Raw genomic sequence first — 17121 nt, forward strand, 5'->3', positions numbered from 1 at the left:
TGGCGATCAGAACTGGTAGCCGACGCCGGCATTCGCACCGACGTTCGAGCCGCTGTCATACGTGATGCCGACCTTGACTACGGTGGTTCCATTAGGGACCCGGTACGAACCGCCGGCGGCGACCGCACTGCGCCCGCGATAGGTGCCGACGCCCACGGCGACCAGGCTGCGGCCCGGATCCATGACCTGCGGAAGACCGGCGGCGGCCAGCGCCGCGGCCGAGCCGCTGCGCGCGTCGCGACGGAAGTCGCCCAGCTGGAACGACAGGTTGTCGAGCTGCGACGACAGCGCGAGGTCACCGGCAGCGCGCGTTGCTGCTTCTGACGCGATGCTGTTGGTCAGCGTCGTGTCGGCGGCCATGCGCGCGGCGCTTTCGTCGGCGATGGCGTTGTTGATCACCGTGTTGTTGTTGTTGAGCTGGCTGACATTCACCGCGTCGGTGGCATTGATGCCGGCCGCAACATTGACGATCCGTCGTTCGCCACCAACCGTGCCGACCGAAACCGTATTGTCCTGGTTCGCAACCGACCCGTAACCAAGGGCGACGCTGTTATCGCCATTGGCGGCTGAATCGCGGCCAATCGCTGTTGACGTGTTGCCAGAAGCGGAAGCGCTATTGCCGACCGCGGTCGACGAATCGCCCGAAGCGTCGGCGGCCCAGCCGAGGGCCGTCGACCCGACGCCGGTGGCGGTGGCCGTCGATCCCAGAGCGACCGAATGCGTACCGCTGGCGACCGAATCTTCGCCAACCGCAAGCGACTGAAGCCCGGTCGAAACGGCATTGTTGCCGACAGCGATATTGCCGTCGAGCGTGGCCGTTGCGCCCGAACCGACCGCGACGGAGCCGGCGCCCTGCGCAACCGAGTTGATGCCATTGGCGACGCTGTTGTCGCCGGACGCGGTGGCAAAACGGCCGACCGCAGTCGAACCAAGGCCGGTCGCGGCGGCGCTGTTGCCGACAGACGTAGCCGATTCGCCGGACGAGACGGCGGCCCAGCCCAATGCGGTCGAGCCCAGCCCGGTGGCGGCGGCCGTCGATCCGACGGCAACCGAATGCGTGCCGGTGGCGATGGTGTCTTCGCCCAGCGCCAGCGACTGAATGCCGGTGGCGATCGAACGGTTGCCGATCGCGATATTGCCTTCGAGCGTTGCGCTGCTGGCCGCGCCGACCGCGATCGAGCCTTCGCCGCCTGCCGTCGCGTTGATGCCGTTGGCGACGCTGTTCTCGCCGATTGCAAGCGCGCCCGCGCCGGTTGCGGTCGCGCCGACACCGGTGGCCTGCGCCAATGTGCCGAGTGCCGTGCTATTGTCCTGCGACGCCAAGGCGGCGTTGCCAAGCGCTACCGCGAACAGGCCAAGCGCGTCCGCGCCATTGCCGACCGCGGTGCTCGCTACACCCGTTGCCCGTGCACCGTTGCCGACCGCCGTCGCATAATCGTTGGCGCGCGAATTGGAGCCGCATTCGGTGCCACCAATGCCCGCGTTATTGCATTCGGGAGTGGGGTCGGCCCACGCGGGAGCAACCGAACAGGCCGCGATTGCGCATGCGATTACAGATCCGGTCTTCAACAGTGACAGTCGATTCATGGCTAGTCCTTCGGATAATTTGCCCAAACGGATCGCGACCAGTGGACACCGACTGCGACCGGGCCGCGCGGATCGAATAATTTCGCTCCGCCGACGCGTAACCACCTCGCGGCAGCAGCTATCCGATTAATTTCGCCTTAGATTCCTAAAAACAACAAATGTGAATTATCCGCTCAAAGCATCATTTAAAGCTGTGATTCTCGTGGGCATCCGTGCTGCGAAGCCAGTGCTTCTGCGCCGTCCTTTGGCGCGTTTAAGGAGAATCCAAGATGCGTCGTTCGGCATATGTACATATTAGCGCGGGCGTCGCCCTGCTTCTTACGTCAGTTTCTCCAGCGTTCGCCTCGAGCCACCGTGAAGCCCCCAACATCACCAAGACGCCAAAAGTCGACAATACCGACGTCTATGCCTTCCGCAGTTACGAGCCGGGCCGCGGCGCATTCATTACTTTGATTGCCAATTTCCAGCCCGGCGAAGGCCCCGGCGATGGTCCGAATTATTATACGATGGATCCCGACGCTTTGTACGAAATCATGATCGACAATAATGGCGACGCCAAGGAAGACCTGACATACCAGTTCAAGTTCATCAATCGACTGAAGAACGGCCAGGGCATTACGCTCGACGCCGGCGGCAAGCGTCTTCCAATCGCCGTCCGCCAGCTTGGCAAGATCACCATGCCGAACGATTCCGCTATCGGTGAGAACGAAATCTACACCGTCAAGCAGGTGAGGGGCGATCGCCGGTCCGGCGAAGCCAGCACGGTGACCAATACCGACATCGGCGGCCAGTTGTTCGTCAAGCCGTTCGACAATGCCGGCAACAAGACCTTCCCCAACTATCCGAACTACGCCGACCGGCACATCTATTCCGCCTCGGTCCCCGGATGTTCGAGCCCGGCCCGGATCTTCGTCGGCCAGCGCGAGGAGCAGTTCGCGGTCAACCTCGGCCCGATCTTCGACCAGGTGAACTTCGTCCCGATCGAAGGCGACAACGACCCCGTTTATGGCAACGGCCAGCCGTTCCCGGGCGGGATCACGCAGAGCGACAATAACCAGGAGCTGATCAACAAGCGCAACGTCACCAGCATTGCCATCGAACTGCCGATCGCTTGCGTGACCGGCACGGGCAATGGCGTGATCGGCGTGTGGAGCTCGGCCAGCCTGCCGCAGTCGCGACTGCTCCGGCCGAACCCGACCTACGAGCGTCCGGACACCACCGGTGGATCGTTCGTCCAGGTTTCGCGCCTTGGCATGCCGCTGGTGAACGAGGTCGTCATCGGTCTTCCGCAGAAGGACCTGTTCAACGCGGCCGAGCCGACGCAGGATGCCGTGCTGGCCGATTACGTCACCAATCCGACCTATCCGGAATATCTGAACATACTCTTCCGTGACGCCGTCAACGCGACCCTCGGAACGAGTTTTCGGACGCTTGCGCCAACCAACTTCCCGCGCAACGACCTGGTCGCGACGTTCCTCACCGGGCTTGCTTCGCTCAACCAGCTGTCGACCGTCACGGCGTCCGAAATGCTGCGCCTCAACACCGGCGTGACTCCGACGCCGATCGGCCGTCAGCGGACGCTTGGCGTGGTGGCCGACGATCTCGCCGGCTTCCCCAACGGTCGCCGCCCAGGTGACGATGTCGTCGACATCGTGCTGCGGGTTGCGATGGGCCGCCTGTGTTATCCCGTTCCGATCAACGGAACGCCGACCCAGCTGGGCCTGTGCCAGCCGTCCGATGCACCGACCGGCCAGGTCGCCTACACCGACGGCGCGCCGAGCAACTCCAACTACGTGATGAACCGGTTCCCGTACCTGAACCCGCCGCTTCGCGGAGCGCCGCGGCCGCAGAATCAGCCGTAAGCGGAGGTCAAGGTTCTGAGTAAGACTTGCTTGGGCATCGCGATGCTCGCCGCCTTCCTCGCGGGATGCGGACGGCAAAACCAGACTGACGACAGTACCAACGATCCTCTTGCCGCGAGCAGTTCGCGGCAGGAGGATCGGTTCGGTGAGGGGTTCGGAACGGCCTATCGCGCCGAGCCGAATTCAGAGCCGCGCAACGTATCGGACGCTGACGTCACGCCCCTTTCAACGACGACGGACCCGATCGACATTGAGTGACGAAAATGACCGTAGGGTCACTTGCCTAGAAATGCCTTCCACGCCGCCTCACGGCGGCGTTGCTGCGAGCGCCGTTACGCGAACTTCGCCGCTATCGGCGGCTTTGCCCGTAGCCCCAGGTAAGGCTCGAGAAGGTGGTATCGAAGTCGGCATCGGCATCGCCCTTGACCGGCTCACTCCAGATCACGTTGAGCAGCCAAGTTCCGACCGTGGGGACACGAAAGCTTGCCCGGCCCTGCTTGTCAGTGACGATGGTCTTCACCGGCTTCGCGTCGAATTCCAGGTTGGTCAGCTTGACCGTCGCGTTCGCCAGCCGCTTGCCTCGGTAAAGAACGTGCACCGGAAGATTGCGGTCGGCACCCAGCGTGTACGGATTGCGCTCCGGGACAATTTCCAGCTTCAGTCCGACCGGACGCGTTGCAAGCGCGCTGTTCGCCGCAGTCTGCGGCCCGACCTGGACCAGCGTTTTGCCGCGGCGGCTATAACGTTCGACGCCCGCGCGGTTGGTCGTGCCGTTGCGCGCCCGATCCGCGATGACCAGCGCAAGCCCTTCGGTCTTGGCATAATCGTTGAAGCGGATCGCCGGCAGGTTCGATTCGAAATGCTTGCTTTGCAGCGCGACGACATGCAGCCCCGGAGTCGGAAATCTGACCGTCAGGTCGGCCGCCTCGTCGGTACGCACGTCGGCCAGCAAGCTGCGCTTGGACCGCACCATCAAATCTTCGATGAGCACCAGGAATTCGGCGCCCTCCCATCGTTGCCGCGCGTCGCCGTGCCCGATCTGGAAAGTCATCGGAACGGCATCGCCGACGCCGGCCTGAAACCGTTGCGGCTGGATCCACAGATCATGCGCCCACACAGGGCTTGCAACGGCCGCGGCAAGCAAACCCAAAAAACGCAATTTCATGTAGAATTCCAATGCAGTAAGACAGGCCAAGTGCTTGCGGAAGATGGCGCCCGTGCGCAAGCTTAATTTCCGCCGACGCGCCCATTTGCGGACCTATTCGCGCGGCGCCGCGCTGACCGCTGCGGGACTGGCGCTCGCGCTGACCGCCTTCCCCGCGCAAGCCCATGAAGGCACTGGCCTGGCCGGCGGCTTCGCATCCGGTTTCGTGCACCCGCTCAAGGGCCTCGACCATATGCTCGCGATGGTCTCGGTCGGAATCTGGGGCGCCTTTCTTGGCCGGCCCCTGATCTACCTGCTGCCGATGGTTTTCCCCGGCGCCATGGCGTTCGGCGCGGGCGTGGCGATGGCCGGCGTGCAACTGCCTCCGGTCGAACTGGGCATAGCGCTTTCGGTGGTTTTGCTCGGCGCGGCGATCCTGCTCGCGGCGCGGCTGCCAGTGGCCGTCGCCTGCGCCATCGTCGGACTGTTCGCGCTGTTTCACGGCTATTCGCACGGCGCCGAGCTACCGTCCGCCGCGGACCCCGTTGGCTACAGCGCGGGATTCGTGCTGAGCACCGGTTTGCTGCACGTCGCGGGAATCGGGCTTGGTGTGTTCAAGGCATGGCCGGCCGGAGTCACCGCGCTGCGCGCAGCCGGTGGCGTGATCGCCGCTTTCGGCATCTGGTTTCTTTATGGCGCGATGGTCGCATGAACAGCGGCATCCTGCCCTTCCTGCTGCTGAGCGCGACGCTCGGCCTGGTGCTCTCCTTCGCCCCTGCGCGGTGGGCAGCGATCGGCGGATTGACGAGTGCCGTGACCGCTCTTGCCGTTTACGCACTTGCTCCGCTGCAGGACGCGTCGCCGGCCTTCATGCAGGCGGTCTTCCTGTGCCTGTGGGCATCGATCATCGTGACCGGCGTCATTGCCTACCTGCCACTTGCCAGATCGCCGCGCTGGGTGGTTCCGGCGGCGCTGAACGCAGGGGTCTGGACCGGGGCCTGCGCGGCGCTGACGGCGTCCCTTGGCGGGCTTGTGGTCGGCCTGCTTCCTATTCTGTTGGTGATCCCCGGAACTTGGTTTACACGGAGGAAATTTTGTATTGTTATCAAGGTCGTCGTCAGCTGGATGATCGCGATCGCCGCGCTCTCGACCTTCGTCTCCCTGATACCCACGCCTGGGTACGAACCGGATCACATGGAATGATGCTCAAGACATTCCTTTGCGCCTTTTTGCCGGTTCTGGTCCTGCCAGTCGCGGCGCAGGCGCAAGTCATCGAAATCGATTCGTCGGGCGAGGCCACGACGTTCGACCAACCCACCGTGTTCACCGCGGAAACGCCAGCCCCGATCGTCGTCGAAGAGCGTCGCGCGGCTTCCGGCGCGGCGCCGCATCTGCTGCTCGCCGAAGCGGCCCGCGCGCACGGCCTCGACCAGCATTTGCTCGAATCCGTCGCCTGGCAGGAATCGCGCGGGCGGGTCGATGCGGTCAGCGTGAAGGGCGCGCGCGGCGTGATGCAATTGATGCCGGGAACGGCCGCACAGCTTGGCGTGCGGATTGACGACCCGGCCGACAACATCCGCGGCGGCGCGAAATACCTTCGCCAGCAGCTCGACCGCTTCGGCAGCGTTCCGCTGGCGCTTGCCGCGTATAACGCCGGTCCCGGCGCGGTCCTCCGCTATGGCGGCATCCCGCCCTATGCTGAGACCCGCGACTACGTTTCGAAGATCATGAAGCGCTGGGGTTCGGCGTTTTCAAAAGCCGCCGTCCAGCAACCCGTGAAAGAGGTGCAGCAACCATGACCCTTCGTCGTTGGGCGCTCGCCCTCCTTGTCCTGTCCGCCCCGGCCAGTGCGCAATATGCGGCCCCTGACCCGGCCGGATCGGGGCCGATCGTCGGCGCCGTCAACTGGCTGCAGGGCACGTTGCTGGGCAACGTCGCGACCGCCGTCGCGGTCATCGCGGTCGCCGCTATCGGCTTCATGATGCTGACCGGTCGGATCAACTGGAAATATGGGGCCACGGTCGTGCTCGGCCTGTTCGTGCTGTTCGGCGCGGCCTCGATTGTCGGCGGAATCCGGTCAGTGGCCGGCGGCTAGGATGGCCAGCGACCGCTTGTTCAGGGCCCTGGCCCGGCCGCAGATGGTGGCCGGGGTTACCTATCCGTTTTTTGTCCTGAACGGCATTCTGGCGGCGGAATTCTTCCTCATCTTCAAAAGCCTGTTCGCGCTCCTCCCGGCGCTGCTGGTCTATGCGCTGGGCTATGCCGCGCATTTGCGCGACCCGCACATCATGTCGTTGTGGATGACCCGCCTGCGGCGCGTTCCGCGCGTCCCCAACCGCAGCTTGTGGGGCGCCAATGTCTATCGCCCGTGATCGCGCCGCGCGCCGCGAAAAGGCGGTTGGCGACCATTTGCCATATCTGGCGCAGGTCGACGACCACACGATCGTCACGCGCGATGGCCTGGCGATGCAGGTCATCCGGCTCGACGGCCTGCCGTTCGAAACGATCGATGCCGTCCAGCTGGAAGCGCGCAAGGCGGCGCGCGATGCGATGCTTCAAGCCGTCGCCTCGGCCCGGTTCGCGCTTGTTCATCATGTCGTCCGCCGGGTCGTCACGCCGGAGCTTGAGGGGGAGTTTCCGGATCCGTTCAGCGAAGCGCTCGACAAGGCCTGGCACGACCGGCTCGCGACGCGGCGGCTGTACGTCAACGACCTCTACCTGACGCTGGTCGTCCGGCCCCTCGCCGGCCGGGCCAAGGCGGCGGACAAGCTGTTGCAGCTTTTCACCGGTGAACAGGCCGCCGCCAAGACCGACCGCAGCGCGGACCTGCGCGAGCTCAACCGGGCACGCGAGGCATTGATGGCTGCGCTCGACCCCTATGGGCCGACCTTGCTCAGTACCTACGACCTGCCAACCGGGCTGGCGTCGGAGCCGGCCGAGTTTCTTGCCACTTTGCTCAACGGCACCACCACTCCGATGCTGCTGCCGCACGGCGAACTGGCGCAAACGCTGGCGCGGAGGCGGATCAGCTTTGGCGCCGACGCGGTCGAATATGGCCCGGTCGATGGTCAGCCCCCCGAGTTCGCGGCGATCCTGTCGATCAAGGATTATCCGGCCGAAACCGATGCCGGCATGCTCGACGACCTCTATCGGCTGCCGTTCGAAATGGTCGTCACGCAAAGCTTTGCAGTGGTCGACCGCGGCCCGGCGATGGAGCGCATCGACCTGGCCTTGCGGCGCATGCGCTCGGCCGACGACGCGGCGGTCTCGCTGCGCTCCGAATTGTCGCTGGCGAAGGATGAGGTGTCCGCCGGCCGGACCTTGTTCGGCGAGCATCACCTGACCGTACTTCTAAAGGCGCCGACCCTGGTCGATCTCGACGTCATCGTCGGCGAAACGCAGGCCGCCTTGTCCGACGCCGGCTTCGTCGCCGTGCGGGAGGAGCTTGGCCTCGAGGCAGCATTCTGGGCCCAGTTCCCGGGCAACTTTGCCTACATCGCGCGGCGGGCACTTATTTCCTCGGCGAACTTTGCCGGCTTTGCCAGCGCGCACAATTTCCCGGTCGGAACCGCCACCGGCAATTTCTGGGGCGACGCGGTGACCCTGTTCGAAACCACGTCGGCAGGACCGTATTTCTTCAATTTCCACCGTGGCGACCTTGGCAACTTCACGATCATCGGCCCGTCGGGTTCGGGCAAGACGGTCGTGCTGGGTTTCCTGCTCGCGCAGGCCCGCCGCTTTGCGCCGCGGATCGTCTTCTTCGACAAGGATCGCGGCGCGGAAATCTTCCTGCGCGCGATCGGCGGCGCCTACGACACGCTGCGTCCCGGCAATGCGACGCGCCTCAATCCCCTGGCGCTGCCGGATTCGCCGCTCAACCGGCGCTTCCTTGCCGAATGGGTTGCCAAGCTGGCGACCGGCGACGGCCCGCCGCCGACCGTCGAGGAAGCCGGCTGGATCGCCGAGGCCATCGACAGCAGCTATGCCGGTCCGCCGGAGCACCGCCGGCTGCGCTTCCTTGCCGAACTGTTTCGCGGACGCCAGCGCGCGTCGGGCAACGACATCGCGGCCCGCCTTGCGCCGTGGCATTCGGACGGCGAGCATGCCTGGCTGTTCGACAATGCCGCCGACGGGCTCGACCTCGGCGCCGACACCATCGGCTTCGACATGACGGCGATCCTCGATCAGCCCGCGCTGCGCTCGCCGACGATGCTCTACCTGTTTCACCGGGTCGAAGAGCGACTCGACGGCCGGCCTACGCTGATCGTCGTTGATGAAGGCTGGAAGGCGCTCGACGACGAAGTGTTCGTCGCCCGCATCCGCGATTGGGAAAAGACCATCCGTAAGCGCGGGGGAATCGTCGGCTTCGCCACGCAATCGGCATCGGATGCGCTGGAAAGCAAGATCGCCTCGGCGATCGTCGAACAGGCCGGCACCCAGATCTTCATGGCCAATTCGTCGGCACAGGCAAGCGATTACATCGACGGTTTCGGGCTGACCCAGCACGAATACGACTTGGTGCGCACCATTCCGGAAACGGCCCGCGCCTTCCTGGTCAAGCATGGCGCGGACAGCGTCGTCGTCCGGCTCAACCTGGCCTCGGAGCCGGATCTGCTGACCGTCCTTTCGGGGCGCGAGCGCACGGTCCGCTTGCTCGACGACATTCGCACCGAAGTCGGCGATGCGCCCGACCGCTGGCTGCCGCGCCTGCTGGAAGTCGCGTGAAGGGCAGCTTCTGTACGCCAGACGCCGGACTGCGGTTTGCCGAACGGCTGCTGGTCGACACCGATTGCCAGGCGATGGGCATGGTCGAGCGCGGCTACGCGGCGCTGGCCCAACCGGGCGGCACCGTTTCGACGGCGCTTACCGGACTGATGATCATCGCTGTCGCTTTCTTCGGCTATCGACTGCTCCTGGGGCGCGGCATCGTTTTGTCCGATGCAGTGTCGCTGACGGTCAAGCTAGGCGTCGTCCTGCTACTCGCCACCTCGTGGGCAAGCTGGCAGGCGCTGGCCTATGACGGGCTGGCCCGGGCGCCGACGCAGATCGCCGGTGACATGCTGGTGGCGATCGATTCGCCGCCGCCGATCGAAACGCTCGACAACACGCTCGACGGGCTAACCCAGGCCGCGGTCGGCTATCGCAGCCGCGCCGGGATCGCTTCACCGCTGGTCGGCGGGCCGGCAGCCGCGGCCGCCGTGCTCAACCTGTCGGCGATCATCCTGACCCTGTCGACGGTGGGAATCCTCGTCGCCAGCAAGGTCGTGCTCGCGATCCTGCTTGCGATCGCCCCCGCAATGGCGGGTCTTATTCTGTTCAACGGCACGCGCGGCATGGCGCAAGGCTGGCTGGCGGCGATGGCGGTCGCCGCGATCCTGCCTGCATTCGCAATCCTCATCGCCGCGATCCAGTTCGCGATCCTCACTCCCATCCTCGCCCGGTTGTTGGCCGAACAGGGATCGGGCGTGTTCGAAAATGCGTCCGTCATGCCCATTGGCCTGGTCAGCGTCGTGTTCGTCATCGCCTTCCTGTTCGCGATCCGGGCGGCGTCCCAGATCGGCACGGGGCTGCTAGTCGCACGGCGCGCTCGCGAGGCGGTGCCGACGCCAACCGTGATGATCGACCGCGACACCCGCTTCAGCGATCGCGGGGCCGTCGCCGCGCCTGCCTCCGTCATGGCCGTCAGCCGCGCCCTCGAAACCATTGCCCGGCGCGATTCCGCGCCGGCCGCGACCCGGTCGCGCGCCATCGCCGGCGCAAGTGCAAGCCGAACCGCGCGTGACGGCACGCCCGGACGGCCGGCCGCAGCGGCCGAAAGCTTTGCCGGCCGAACCGAATTCAGGCCGCCTGCGCGGCGTCATGGCGTGCGCCGATCCCGCGCCGCCGCCCGGAGAGATTCATGAGTGAGCGTGACGAATATTTTGCTGCGGCGCGAAGTTGGGCCGATGGCCAGTCCAGCGCCAGCGCGCGCGAGACGCGCATTGCTTGGCGTGTCGCAGCCGGCGCTGCCGCGGTCGCCTTGCTGCTGGCGATTGCGCTGGCGTTGCTGGTGCCGCTGAAGACCGTCCAGCCATATGTGGTCACGGTCGACAACCGGACCGGGACGGTCGAACCGGCCTTCACGGTCGATTCCGGCAGGCTGACCCAGAACGAAGCGGTAATCCAGGCGCAGCTCGCCGGTTATGTGATCGCCCGCGAAAGCTTCGATTCCACTGACCTTTCGGAACAGTATCGGCGGGTGCAATTGATGTCCGCGCGACCGGTCGCCGCTGCCTATGTCGCGGAGATGTCCGCCAACAATCCGGAAAGCCCGCTGCGCACGCTCAGCGCGGGCGACACCGTCGCGATCAAGGTGCGCAGCGTTTCACTGATCAACGACACCGCCGCCCTGGTGCGATACACGGCGACCCGTTCGGCCGCCGGCGGCGGCGCGGGCCAGCCCGCGAACTTCGTTTCGGCGATCAGCTTCGGGTTCAACGGCCGGGCGCTCAACCAGTCCGACCGTTATGACAATCCGCTCGGCTTCCAGGTGACGCGATACCGCCGCGACGCGGAAGGCATCGTATCATGAGGCGGCTTTTGTGCATCCTTCCGCTGCTGGCGCTGACGGCGGCGCAGGCGCCCGATCCCGGTTCGGTCAATCCGCATATCCAGTCGGTTTTCTACCAGCCCGACCAGGTAGTGCTGCTGCGCGGCGCGATCGGCTGGCAGATCACGGTTGAATTCGGCCCCGACGAGCGCATCGAGAACGTGTCCATCGGAGACGCGCTGGCGTGGCAGGTCACGCCCAACAAGAAAGCGAAAATGCTGTTTCTGAAGCCGCTGATCAAAGGGGCGGCGACCAACATGACCGTGATTACCGACCGGCGCCGTTACGCCTTCCAGCTCGAAACCGGGCCGCGCACCGATCGCACGCCGTGGACGGTCAATTTCGAATACCCCCGCGAAGTCGTCGAAGCGATCGAAGAGCCACCGCCACCGCCGCCCGCGGTGCTGAACTTTTCCTATTCGGTCGCTGGCGATGCGACCCTGCGTCCGGCGCGGGTCTGGGACGATGGCCAAATGACCTTTTTCGAATTCCTGCCCGAACAGCCGATGCCGGCCATCTTCGCTGGCGGCCCGGGCAAGGACGAAACGTTGGTCAACAGCTTCATGCGCGGACGCACCGTCGTCGTTCAGCAGCGCTCGGGCCGCTTCACCCTGCGTAGCGGAGAACGTGTCGCGACCGTCACCTACGGGCTGGGAGCGAAATCGTGACCGACGAACTGCCCATCATTCGTCCGATGGTCGCGCTGGCCCGGAAGCGCACGCCGGTAGCCCCGGTAGCGATCCTCCTCGCGCTCCTTGGGCTTGGCGTCTTCTTCTGGCTGTCGAGCGCGCGCGCGTCGTTGCAGGCGGACGAAGGTCTTCCCGCGTTGGCCGCGCCCGCGGCAAGCCAGGCACCGGCCGTGCAGCTTAAGGCGTCTGCCCCGGCCGCAGCCACGCCGCAGCAAGGTCCGTTCAATATCGGCAACAATTCCCCGCCGGCGGCCAGCCTGACGCCGGAACCGCCGATGGCGCCAAGCCCGTACCGGATGAGCCCCTATGTCCCCAGCGTGATCCCACCCGCCGGCAGCGGGGCCGACGACAAGATGCGCGAACGGATGCGCGCGCCGGCTCTGGTCGTCGACCTGGCGCAGGCCGAGGTGCGCGACGGTACATCGGTCGAAGTCCGCAGCGATTCCGGAGGCACCACGCAAACCGTCGTGCAGGGAAGCAGCGCGCCGGGACAAACCGTGGTGACCCAGCGCGGCGAAAGCAGTCTTTCCACCAGCGAGCGCTTTTCGGCTCGGGTTGGCGGCGAGGAAGTTTCGGTCGCCCGTGCCACCCGCATGTCCAATCTCGACCGGCTTGTCCCGCAAGGCGCGGTGCTCGGCGCGGTGATGGAAACGGCGCTCAATTCCGACCTTCCGGGTTATGCCCGGGCGATCGTCCAGCGTGACGTCTACAGTTTCGACGGGTCGGCCGTCCTGATCCCCGCCGGAAGCCGGCTGATCGGCCAGTATCAATCGGGCGTCGCGCAAGGGGCGTCGCGGCTTTTCCTGGTATGGACTCGCCTGATCCGTCCCGACGGCGTTTCGATCGAACTCGGGTCGCCCGCGACCGACGACCTCGGCCGCGGCGGCATTGGCGGGAAGGTCAATCGTCATTTCCTGCAGCGGTTCGGGGGCGCCATCCTCACTTCGGTTATCAGTGGCGGGCTCAGTGCCGCGGCGGCCGGCTTGTCGGGCGGATCGACGATCATCGTCGGCAGCGCCGGTCAGGCGACGGCCCTCGCCAGCCAGGCGACGCAAAACCAGGATATCCCGCCGACGATCACGACCCGGCAGGGCGCGTCGGTACGGATCTTCGTCGCCCGGGATCTCGACTTCACGCAAGTGGGACCGGCCCGTTGAGCGCTTCGCAACGGGTCTATCTCGACGCGTTCCTCGCACCGCTTGCGCCGTTCCTCGGGCGGGAGGAAGTCACCGACCTGTATATCAACCGGCCCGGCGAAGTGTGGCTGGAAACGCCCGGCGGGATTGAACGGCACGACGCGCCCGGTCTCGACGATGCCGCGCTGTGGCGGCTTGCGCGGCAAATCGCCGCCGCGTCCGATCAGGGCATCAACCGCGAACATCCCCTGCTTGCCGCGACCCTGCCCGATGGCGCGCGCGTGCAAGTGTGCGCACCGCCCGCGACTCGCGGCAACCTGATCTTCGCGGTTCGCCGGCACAGCATGCCCAACCTCATGCTGTCCGATTACGTGCAATCGGGGGCTTTCTCGCGCGTTGGCCATGCAGCGCTGCAGCGAAAGGCCGTCGACGACGAACTCGCTGCTCTGCTCGACGGCGGCAAGACGTTCGATTTCCTCAAGCTCGCGGTGCAGAGCAACCGGACCATCGTCATTTCCGGCGGCACCGGGACGGGCAAGACGACTTTCCTCAACGCCCTGCTCAAGGAAGCGCCGGAAAACGAACGGTTCGTGCTGATCGAGGACACGCCCGAGATCCAGTTGCGCCACGAGAATGCGGTCGGCCTCGTTGCCGTTCGCGGTCGCCTTGGCGAAGCTTCGGTCACACCCGCCGACCTTGTCGAGGCGGCGCTTCGGCTGCGGCCGGACCGAATCATCATGGGCGAAGTGCGCGGCGCCGAGGCCATCTCCTGGCTGCGCGCGGTCGGCACCGGCCATCCCGGGTCGATTACCACTGTCCATGCCAATTCCCCCGACGGCGCGGTCGAGCAGCTGGCGATCATGTCGATGCTTGCCGGGACCGAGCTGGGGCGTGCCGAGCTGGTCGATTATGTCCGAGCGACGGTCGACATCATCATCCAGCTTGGACAGGTCGACGGCACCCGGCTGGTCACCGAAATCGGCTTCAAGCGGCCGCCTGCCGAGACCGCTTCCCCGGCCTAACCACCGGGCGGCGCCCCCCGATTACTTGCGAAGTCCGCTCGCGCGCTGTTCGGCGCTGGTCAGTTGACCGTCCTTGTCGGTGTCGACCTGGTCGAAACCGGACAGCGTCGCGACCCGATATTCGATGACGGACAGGAACCCGTCGCGATCGGTGTCGATCCGCTTCATCATCGCGGAAACGTCGGTCGATGCGGCTGGCTTGACCGTGCCGCGGATGAATTCATCGACGCTGATCTGTCCGTTGCGATCGACGTCGATCGCGTTGAACAGCGCACGGGCCTGCTGGCTTGCGGCGGCTGCGCGGGCACCCTGCTGCTGCGCTGCGAGCTCCGCCTGTGTCACCTTGCCGTCGCGATTGGTGTCGAGCTTGGCGAATTCGCCGTTCATGATGGCAAGATAGCCGGCGCGGGTAAGCGGCTGCGTGTCGCCGGCGGCGGTTTGTCCCGTCGCGGCTGCCGAAGCGAACACGGCCGTTGCCGCGGTCGCGATCAAGACAAGATTACGTGAATTCACAATGATCCTCGATGCAATGGGGTTTCGGGTGGCCAGGCTGCGTCATCAGCAGCCGTAAGCGTTGAGCCGGGGTTCGACCGGGCGTTCTTCAAGCGCGAGATAATTGCTGTTGAACCCACCGACCGCTGCCAGCAGCGCCCAGTCGAGAACCTTGAATCGCCGCCGGCTCCATTCCAGCACGCTGTCGTGGCGCAAGCGCTGGAGCGTGCGATTGACGTGCACCACGGTCAGGCCAAGCGTGTCGGCCAGTTCGTTCTGCGTGATCGGAAGCGCGTAGGACCCGTCCGCCTCGACCGCGCCCGCAGCCTCCAGCCGCGTGATCATCTCGCAGAAAAAATGCGCCATCTTGTGCAAGGCATCGCGCTGGCCAAGGTTGAGCAGCCATTCGCGCATGATCGCTGCATCGCCCAGCGCCATCATCAACAACCCGCGCTCGATACGCGGATGATTGACCATCGTCGTCATCAGTTCGGCCGGATTGATGACCGCCACTTCCGCATCGCACAGCAAGCCGACGTTATGATCGCACGCGTTCGAAATGACGAAGGCCGTATCGCAAAGCTCGCCCGGAAGAAGATAACCGAATATCTGCCGGCGCCCGTCGGGCAGAAAGCGGTAGCGGAAGCCGATTCCACCGGTCATCAGATAAACTCGGTCAGGCTTGCTGTCTTCCCGCACCAGCATCTCGTGCGCCTGCATGCGGCGGCGGTTGCGAAGCAGATGCTCGACCGCGGCAATGTCGGCGGCGTCGAGCGATACGAACTTGCGGAACCGGCGCAGCAGGAGCGCGCACGCATCGAAACTGATCGGACGCGGCTCGATCTGTTCCGGCGCTTCGTAGAAAAAATTCATTCAGCTGCCCCTTGGTTGAAGGCGGCTGGATGCAAGTGCGACGAACGGTATGCCCCCGGTTCCCTCATATGGTCTCAGACCCGCTCGCTTTCCGCAGTGCGGGTCAAAATGGTTCGCGGCGCCATCAGATCGACTGCTGCAGCCACGGGATCGTGAAAAATGGATTCTGCTGTTCAACTGCCGGTGGCGGCGGTTCGACCAACTGGCGCCACGTCCAGTTGCCTGAACCGAAGGCGAGCATGGTCGTGCGCTCCCCGACGTGCACCGGAATCAATCGCGGTCCGGCAAGTGTTTCGTCGAGGCAGCCTTCCGCGACGGCGTTGAGTCGGGCCTCGATCACCATCCGGACAATCGAAAGCGGTCCGTCGGGTACCTGCGCAGGCGCGCTCCAGCCGGCATTCCAGACGACGATTGCATCCGCAACGGAGCGCATGTCTTCAGGCACCGCCGCGACTTCGGCGACTGCGCCGGTGTCGGATTGCAGCGCCGCGGAGATGAGGTTGAGCGTTTCGCAGGTTCCGACGGTGCTTGCCGGCGCGGGCGCGGCAGCTTCCGCCATGGCCGCCGCAAGTTCCTGCGGCGGGATCGGCTTGGCCACCAGCTTGCTCGGCATCACCGGCTTGGGCGGCTTCGGCGACGGCTGTTCGACGGCGGCGAGCGACACCATGTGGATCGCGGATGGCTTTGCCGCGCGTTGGCCCGGCGTATAGTAGGAAAGCACCACCAGCAGCGCGATTCCATGCGCCGCGATCACCCCGCCGAGCGTGCTGTATCTTTGAGCCGCCGACGGTTTGGCGCGTAGGACCATGAACAGGCACCTGTCAGGTAAGCGAAGGACTATACCGGGATTCGAGGTTGCCACAAGAAGTCACGGTGAAAATTAACTTTTTTCTAGATTTTGCCGAAGTCGGACCAAGTCTTCGCGGTCGAACATCGGTCCGATCGGGATGTAGATCGCCGAAGGTTTTGAGGCGGCGCGGCACGGTCGCACGCGACCATCGGTGCGCGTTGCGATGTCGATCCGCTGGTGACCCCTACGGGACTCGAACCCGTGTTTTCGCCGTGAGAGGGCGACGTCCTAGACCGCTAGACGAAGGGGCCGGAGGCGCCGGCGCGGGCGCCATATGTGGGCTGGGCCGCCCCTAGTCAATTGGCGCTCCGGCTAGCGGACGGCGGCCGCGATCTCGGCTTCCATGTCGCGCGTCAGCCGCGCCGGGCGCGGCGGCAGCGTGGTGGTGCCGCGCTCCCCGTTCCGGTCGATGTCGGCGATCAGCCGCTTCATCTCCTCGATCTCCATCACTTGTGCGGCAATAATGTCGTCGGCCAGCCGACGCACGCGCGGATCGCTGAGATGCGCCTTGCGCGCATTGTTGATGGCGATCGAATGATGCGGGATCATGGCCTTCATGAAGGCCGTATCGCCGACCAGCAGCTGGCCGCGATTGACCGCCAGAAGGGCGATGCCAAGCAGGGCCGACACGGCGACAACGGCGATCTTCGTCCCCTGCCCGCGATACATCTTCCACATGAAGGCCAGCATGATGACGGTCATCACGCAGGCCATGACCAGCGAGGCGAGGAACCGGCTGATGCTGAAGAAGGCGTGGTCCCACGCGTAGACCAGCTGGTACATCAGCACGAACATGATCGCGGTCGAAACCGCGACCATGCTCGCCAACCGGCTCCACGACATGTTCATCGCTTCAGGTTGCCGGTCCATTCCTCGC

General features: G+C 65.3%; 19 protein-coding genes and 1 tRNA gene. 13 read left to right on the forward strand and 7 right to left on the reverse strand.

The annotated features are described in order from the left end of the window. Positions 1-6: 6 nt before the first annotated feature. The gene (locus H8M03_RS06435; protein WP_187478667.1) at positions 7-1587 is read right to left on the reverse strand and encodes a YadA family autotransporter adhesin; all 1581 of its coding nucleotides are present in this window, start codon (positions 1585-1587) and stop codon (positions 7-9) included. A gap of 269 nt (positions 1588-1856) precedes the next feature. On the opposite strand from H8M03_RS06435, the gene H8M03_RS06440 reads away from it, so the two are divergent. Both H8M03_RS06440 and H8M03_RS06445 read left to right on the forward strand, forming a co-directional pair. Continuing rightward, positions 1857-3449: a DUF4331 domain-containing protein gene (locus H8M03_RS06440; protein WP_187478668.1), complete on the forward strand. Its 1593-nt coding sequence runs from the start codon at positions 1857-1859 to the stop codon at positions 3447-3449. 42 nt (positions 3450-3491) lie between these two features. Continuing rightward, on the forward strand, positions 3492-3707 hold the full coding sequence (locus tag H8M03_RS06445) for a hypothetical protein (protein WP_187478669.1): 216 nt from the start codon (positions 3492-3494) through the stop codon (positions 3705-3707). Between the two features lie 91 nt (positions 3708-3798). Here H8M03_RS06445 and H8M03_RS06450 read toward each other — a convergent pair whose 3' ends face one another. Further along, a complete protein-coding gene (locus tag H8M03_RS06450) occupies positions 3799-4566 on the reverse strand; it encodes a DUF4198 domain-containing protein (protein WP_187478670.1) in 768 nt (255 codons plus the stop codon). 100 nt (positions 4567-4666) lie between these two features. Between H8M03_RS06450 and H8M03_RS06455 the strand changes: the two genes are divergently transcribed. Genes H8M03_RS06455 through virB11 form a run of 11 tightly spaced genes read left to right on the forward strand, consistent with a single transcriptional unit; the run spans position 4667 to position 14029 of the window. Then, positions 4667-5305 carry a HupE/UreJ family protein gene (locus H8M03_RS06455; RefSeq protein WP_246448759.1) on the forward strand — a complete coding sequence of 213 codons (639 nt, stop codon included), beginning with the start codon at positions 4667-4669 and terminating at the stop codon, positions 5303-5305. After that, on the forward strand, positions 5302-5796 hold the full coding sequence (locus H8M03_RS06460) for a hypothetical protein (RefSeq protein WP_187478672.1): 495 nt from the start codon (positions 5302-5304) through the stop codon (positions 5794-5796). The genes H8M03_RS06455 and H8M03_RS06460 overlap by 4 nt, the downstream gene beginning before the upstream one ends. Beyond that, positions 5793-6392 (forward strand): lytic transglycosylase domain-containing protein, encoded by a 600-nt coding sequence (locus H8M03_RS06465; RefSeq protein WP_187478673.1) that lies wholly within the window; start codon positions 5793-5795, stop codon positions 6390-6392. The genes H8M03_RS06460 and H8M03_RS06465 overlap by 4 nt, the downstream gene beginning before the upstream one ends. Further along, entirely contained in the window at positions 6389-6688 is a 300-nt protein-coding gene (locus tag H8M03_RS06470) for a TrbC/VirB2 family type IV secretion system protein (protein ID WP_187478674.1), read from the forward strand. The genes H8M03_RS06465 and H8M03_RS06470 overlap by 4 nt, the downstream gene beginning before the upstream one ends. Before the next feature lies 1 nt (position 6689). After that, positions 6690-6965 (forward strand): VirB3 family type IV secretion system protein, encoded by a 276-nt coding sequence (locus H8M03_RS06475; protein WP_187478675.1) that lies wholly within the window; start codon positions 6690-6692, stop codon positions 6963-6965. Next, positions 6949-9318, forward strand: coding sequence for a VirB4 family type IV secretion/conjugal transfer ATPase (locus H8M03_RS06480; protein ID WP_187478676.1), 2370 nt, complete (start codon positions 6949-6951; stop codon positions 9316-9318). The genes H8M03_RS06475 and H8M03_RS06480 overlap by 17 nt, the downstream gene beginning before the upstream one ends. Further along, positions 9315-10496: a TrbL/VirB6 family protein gene (locus H8M03_RS06485; protein WP_187478677.1), complete on the forward strand. Its 1182-nt coding sequence runs from the start codon at positions 9315-9317 to the stop codon at positions 10494-10496. Before H8M03_RS06480 ends, H8M03_RS06485 begins: the two co-directional genes overlap by 4 nt. Continuing rightward, positions 10493-11164 (forward strand): VirB8 family type IV secretion system protein, encoded by a 672-nt coding sequence (locus H8M03_RS06490; RefSeq protein ID WP_187478678.1) that lies wholly within the window; start codon positions 10493-10495, stop codon positions 11162-11164. Before H8M03_RS06485 ends, H8M03_RS06490 begins: the two co-directional genes overlap by 4 nt. Further along, complete coding sequence (locus H8M03_RS06495) at positions 11161-11850, forward strand: TrbG/VirB9 family P-type conjugative transfer protein (protein ID WP_187478679.1); 690 nt, start codon at positions 11161-11163, stop codon at positions 11848-11850. The genes H8M03_RS06490 and H8M03_RS06495 overlap by 4 nt, the downstream gene beginning before the upstream one ends. Next, positions 11847-13028 (forward strand): TrbI/VirB10 family protein, encoded by a 1182-nt coding sequence (locus H8M03_RS06500; RefSeq protein WP_187478680.1) that lies wholly within the window; start codon positions 11847-11849, stop codon positions 13026-13028. The genes H8M03_RS06495 and H8M03_RS06500 overlap by 4 nt, the downstream gene beginning before the upstream one ends. Further along, positions 13025-14029, forward strand: coding sequence for a P-type DNA transfer ATPase VirB11 (gene virB11, locus H8M03_RS06505; RefSeq protein ID WP_187478681.1), 1005 nt, complete (start codon positions 13025-13027; stop codon positions 14027-14029). The genes H8M03_RS06500 and virB11 overlap by 4 nt, the downstream gene beginning before the upstream one ends. A gap of 21 nt (positions 14030-14050) precedes the next feature. Here the strand turns inward: virB11 and H8M03_RS06510 are convergent, their stop codons facing one another. The 5 genes from H8M03_RS06510 to H8M03_RS06530 all read right to left on the reverse strand — a co-directional run bounded on the left by H8M03_RS06510 (position 14051) and on the right by H8M03_RS06530 (position 17114). Continuing rightward, entirely contained in the window at positions 14051-14521 is a 471-nt protein-coding gene (locus H8M03_RS06510; protein WP_187478682.1) for an EF-hand domain-containing protein, read from the reverse strand. 66 nt (positions 14522-14587) lie between these two features. Then, positions 14588-15394, reverse strand: a complete 807-nt coding sequence (locus tag H8M03_RS06515; RefSeq protein WP_187478683.1) for a Crp/Fnr family transcriptional regulator — start codon at positions 15392-15394, stop codon at positions 14588-14590. 124 nt (positions 15395-15518) lie between these two features. Continuing rightward, positions 15519-16202: a hypothetical protein gene (locus H8M03_RS06520; protein ID WP_187478684.1), complete on the reverse strand. Its 684-nt coding sequence runs from the start codon at positions 16200-16202 to the stop codon at positions 15519-15521. A gap of 217 nt (positions 16203-16419) precedes the next feature. After that, positions 16420-16495: transfer RNA gene (locus H8M03_RS06525), tRNA-Glu, on the reverse strand. A gap of 61 nt (positions 16496-16556) precedes the next feature. After that, positions 16557-17114 (reverse strand): DUF305 domain-containing protein, encoded by a 558-nt coding sequence (locus tag H8M03_RS06530; RefSeq protein ID WP_187478685.1) that lies wholly within the window; start codon positions 17112-17114, stop codon positions 16557-16559. Between the last annotated feature and the right edge of the window lie 7 nt (positions 17115-17121).

Origin of the sequence: Sphingomonas sabuli, assembly GCF_014352855.1 — a bacterium.
GTDB classification, from domain to species: domain Bacteria; phylum Pseudomonadota; class Alphaproteobacteria; order Sphingomonadales; family Sphingomonadaceae; genus Sphingomicrobium; species Sphingomicrobium sabuli.

Excerpts from the sequence above, each read along its gene's own strand:
- H8M03_RS06480 (WP_187478676.1), top strand. The coding sequence starts at position 6,949 with ATGTCTATCGCCCGTGATCGCGCCGCGCGCCGCGAAAAGGCGGTTGGC.
- H8M03_RS06515 (WP_187478683.1), bottom strand. The coding sequence starts at position 15,394 with ATGAATTTTTTCTACGAAGCGCCGGAACAGATCGAGCCGCGTCCGATC.
- H8M03_RS06465 (WP_187478673.1), top strand. The coding sequence starts at position 5,793 with ATGATGCTCAAGACATTCCTTTGCGCCTTTTTGCCGGTTCTGGTCCTG.
- H8M03_RS06440 (WP_187478668.1), top strand. The coding sequence starts at position 1,857 with ATGCGTCGTTCGGCATATGTACATATTAGCGCGGGCGTCGCCCTGCTT.
- H8M03_RS06530 (WP_187478685.1), bottom strand. The coding sequence starts at position 17,114 with ATGGACCGGCAACCTGAAGCGATGAACATGTCGTGGAGCCGGTTGGCG.
- H8M03_RS06470 (WP_187478674.1), top strand. The coding sequence starts at position 6,389 with ATGACCCTTCGTCGTTGGGCGCTCGCCCTCCTTGTCCTGTCCGCCCCG.
- H8M03_RS06475 (WP_187478675.1), top strand. The coding sequence starts at position 6,690 with ATGGCCAGCGACCGCTTGTTCAGGGCCCTGGCCCGGCCGCAGATGGTG.
- H8M03_RS06435 (WP_187478667.1), bottom strand. The coding sequence starts at position 1,587 with ATGAATCGACTGTCACTGTTGAAGACCGGATCTGTAATCGCATGCGCA.
- H8M03_RS06460 (WP_187478672.1), top strand. The coding sequence starts at position 5,302 with ATGAACAGCGGCATCCTGCCCTTCCTGCTGCTGAGCGCGACGCTCGGC.
- H8M03_RS06490 (WP_187478678.1), top strand. The coding sequence starts at position 10,493 with ATGAGTGAGCGTGACGAATATTTTGCTGCGGCGCGAAGTTGGGCCGAT.
- H8M03_RS06445 (WP_187478669.1), top strand. The coding sequence starts at position 3,492 with ATGCTCGCCGCCTTCCTCGCGGGATGCGGACGGCAAAACCAGACTGAC.
- H8M03_RS06495 (WP_187478679.1), top strand. The coding sequence starts at position 11,161 with ATGAGGCGGCTTTTGTGCATCCTTCCGCTGCTGGCGCTGACGGCGGCG.
- H8M03_RS06520 (WP_187478684.1), bottom strand. The coding sequence starts at position 16,202 with ATGGTCCTACGCGCCAAACCGTCGGCGGCTCAAAGATACAGCACGCTC.